Here is a 3,429-nt window from a genome sequence, read left to right as displayed (position 1 = left end):
GTTGGCACGACGATAGTCGCCGTTTTCAGTGGCATTACGATGTTCAATGCTTGACTCTACGAATATGGAGAGAGCATTCTCAGGAGAAATATTTTCCTTCATGGACTGCCTTCAATTTGTTGGCTCTTCGCCAAAGATAGTGGAGAAGTTCGTAGCTTGTGGCTATGGATCTAAGTACGTTTTGTAGGAAGGCGTTAGGGATAGAGTCACCCTGGCGCATTGGGTCGGTAACGGTTGACGACACGACCATGTCGGTGACGGTGCATGTGGAGCGGACGAAGAGTTCGAAGGGGACGTGCCCGGAATGTGGTGCAACGTGCTCGATCCATGATCGACGTGACCGCAGGTGGCGTGACTTGCAGTGGTCGAAGTATCGGATGTTTATTGAAGCCTCTGTTCCTCGGGTGCGTTGTCCTGAGCATGGCGTGCTGAATGAGACTCCGCCGTGGTGCGTGCCGAACAGCCGCTTTACAATTGGATTCGAGGAGTATGCCGTGAGTCTGATGCTGGTTGCGTCGATATCGGCCGTGAGCAAGCTTCTGGATGTGGACTGGAAGACCCTCGATGCCATCATGCAGCGAGCCGTCGACAGAGGTCTTGATCGCAGGCGAGCACATCCGGTGCCGGTATTGTGTGTCGACGAGACGTCGTTCCAGAAGCGTCATGAGTACGTGACAATCGTCAGCGACGGGACCACAGGCGCAGTGCTCTATGTGGGCGACGATCGCACAGAAGCATCGTTGATGGCCTTCTATGAGGCATTAACACCAGAGCAGCGCGCCTCGGTGGGAAGTGTCAATATGGACATGTGGGTGCCGTATATCGAAGCAACATCCATGGGCCTCGAAGAGGGCGACAGAACCATCTGTTTCGACCGCTTTCACGTGGCGCAGATGTTGAACAAGGCTGTCAACGACGTACGCAAGCAAGAACATCGGGCCGAACTCCGAGAACACGGCGAGTCGGCTCTAACAGGCAAACGAATGTCCGTTCTTCGCAACTACGCCGATTTGACCAAAAGCCAACAGCGTGACCTCCAAGAGGTGTTTGCTGTTGCAGAGAACACGGCGATGGCATGGAGCATAAAGGAGCAGGCGAAACTGCTGTGGAAATACGTCAGCTTTCATTGGGCCGAGCGAGCATGGAACGTCTGGCTAGAGGCAGCTGAACAAACTGCGCTTACGCCAATCATCAAAGTAGCACAGACAGTAAAGAACCATCTGTGGGGAATTCTCAACGCAGTCGTGTTCGGTGTGTCGAACGCAATGGCCGAGAGTATCAACAGTAGAATTAAAATGATTAAATCGCGAGCGAGGGGCTTCCGAAGTCGCGAACGATTCCGTCGAGCCATCCTATTCTATTGTGGCAACCTTGATATGTCGTTCTAAACTATTCCACCAACTTTGGCGAAGACCCGTAATAATATGATCGAGTCTTACGAAATAGGCTATCTATGCGCTGGCGAAGCTCAGAAAATGCTGGCATATATGGCACACGAAGGAATGTGTTTCATCCTAGATATTGACTCTGGTACTGTCACAGGCAAATTCCAAACAAGTTATCATGTGAATGATCATCGTGTTTATCTTGACGATGGAGCTGGTGTATTATATAGAGCCTGCTATTCGACAAGACAGTTGGACATGTATGATGTGTTTACGGGAAAGCACTTTAACTCCGTTAGAACTAACAGGCGAATTGACTTCTTTGTTCGGGTGCATGACAGCCAACTTGCTGTCTGGAGCTCACCTTCTGTTCTGTTCGGAGATACTCGAACCGGGCAGCTAAAACGTAAGTTCAGCGGCTATCCACCCCAGGGCGTAGGTCGTCAGTATCCACCATTTATTTTCATGCAAGATCTGAATGAAAAGCCTTTCTTCGAGAGGCCATTCCTTGTAGATGAGAACCTCAATAGAATTGGTAAAGTGATTTCAGCTAATTATCGTGGCGCTGCTTACGTTTGTGACGGAAAGGGATTGGCGTGGACGTACAATGCGGGGACGACATTCTACGAGCTTGACTTCGTACGTGGCACGACACGCGAAGTCTTTAGCATCGAACAAAAGGCTGAGTGGACTTTCCCAATGTATGACGATTTACGCCGCATCGTATCGGTAATTTCGATCAATCGGGCAGTAGACATCATTCATGTTGATGTTGACATCGACACATATAAGCCCGTCGTGCGACGAAGAGGACTGCAAGTTCAATATGATTCCTGTTACATCAAGCGCCTCCATAGGCTCTATCAAGCCAACGGCCTTGTCTACGACCTCACCACAGCCGAATACCTTGAGCCCATTGACCTGACAATGTGAACAGGGATTCTTGATTGTCGGTGATGATGCGTTGTAGTGTTTGAATACACCGAGATAGGAAGGGAAATCGGTTTGCAAGAGTGGCTGTAAAGGTAGCTGCGATAGAAGATCCCCGAGCATAGCCAGCATCCGTTCTGATCTTTTGAAAGCCCTCCTGTATTTAACGAAAATCCGGACATTGTCTACGGTCTCGGAAGTGGGTGATTCCGTATGTTTCACACATACGGCAAGTCAGATTGGCTTCGTATGTATTCGCAACAAAAGAGGCATGATGAAGGAAGAAGATCAAACCAACATAGAGAGTGGTGCCAAACTTCTCGAGTCAATTTGGATTCAGGGTGTTTCTCTGCCATACATGGTATTCACAGACCGGTTCCGTCTGTGTCAGTTCAGTCGTGAAGTGGACGATGGATGGGACGTAGACTTTCTGTTCTACATCTCCATTATGGAGATGTACGAAGAGAAGAACCTTTACGTCGTACCTCTGCTTGGTGGGACAGGTGGCCGTGATTTTATCAACAAGATGAGTGTAGAACGGATAGAGATATTCGCGCGTAACGGTAGTACGAAAGAGCACGTTGATGAACTGTTTAGTTACATGTTGTCCAACGGGACTGACTACATTGTATTTGGCTCATCAGGCAAATGGGCCTTGTATTTCGACTATATAGATGAGATTCGAGTTGTTGCTTATGAAGAACCTCGGACGACCCCAGGATTCATGGACGTAGCAGACTTCTTCGAGGACTTTGAATCATTTGCATTTAGAGAATACCTCGTGCGCCTGTTTGAACACTATAATCCACGTTCAGCAAAGCCTCTTGACGAAATACCTTGGGAAGCTCTCGCACGCTTCAGGGAATGTATATAGCCTTCCGGCCACCAACAGGGGCTGTGCGATGACAGAGTCATCTGGCTTTGAGATTTAGGATCTTCACGTAGTCTATTTGTGGAGCGGCTCGTCCGCAACGCCGACGGCACCGGCCCGACGATCATACGCGACTACTTTGCCTTCGGTCTCCCAACGGACAATGTAACGGCCGACGGTCGTCGTGTCGGCTATCTCTCGAAGGAAGTGGACTGGGAAAGCTTCCCTGCCGACGAGCACCGC

At 49.6% G+C, this 3,429-nt stretch carries 3 protein-coding genes; all 3 read left to right on the top strand.

What is annotated here, in order from left to right; genetic code table 11:
• Nucleotides 1-164: 164 nt before the first annotated feature.
• Nucleotides 165-1,388 (top strand): ISL3 family transposase, encoded by a 1,224-nt coding sequence (locus tag ACLNEE_RS16575; protein ID WP_411424678.1) that lies wholly within the window; start codon nt 165-167, stop codon nt 1,386-1,388.
• Between the two features lie 36 nt (nt 1,389-1,424).
• Complete coding sequence (locus ACLNEE_RS16570; protein ID WP_412007417.1) at nt 1,425-2,318, top strand: hypothetical protein; 894 nt, start codon at nt 1,425-1,427, stop codon at nt 2,316-2,318.
• A gap of 196 nt (nt 2,319-2,514) precedes the next feature.
• Nucleotides 2,515-3,189 (top strand): hypothetical protein, encoded by a 675-nt coding sequence (locus ACLNEE_RS16565; protein ID WP_412007416.1) that lies wholly within the window; start codon nt 2,515-2,517, stop codon nt 3,187-3,189.
• Nucleotides 3,190-3,429: the final 240 nt, after the last annotated feature.

It is taken from the genome of Aphanothece stagnina RSMan2012, assembly GCF_046764815.1.
Classification (GTDB): Bacteria; Cyanobacteriota; Cyanobacteriia; order PCC-6307; family Cyanobiaceae; genus NIES-981.
The sequence above is the reverse complement of the archived record's forward strand: the minus strand, read 5'-3'. Positions and strand labels throughout refer to the sequence as shown.

Bases quoted from the DNA above. Each gene is read 5' to 3' on its own strand.
- ACLNEE_RS16570 (WP_412007417.1), top strand. From the start codon at position 1,425: ATGATCGAGTCTTACGAAATAGGCTATCTATGCGCTGGCGAAGCTCAG.
- ACLNEE_RS16575 (WP_411424678.1), top strand. From the start codon at position 165: ATGGATCTAAGTACGTTTTGTAGGAAGGCGTTAGGGATAGAGTCACCC.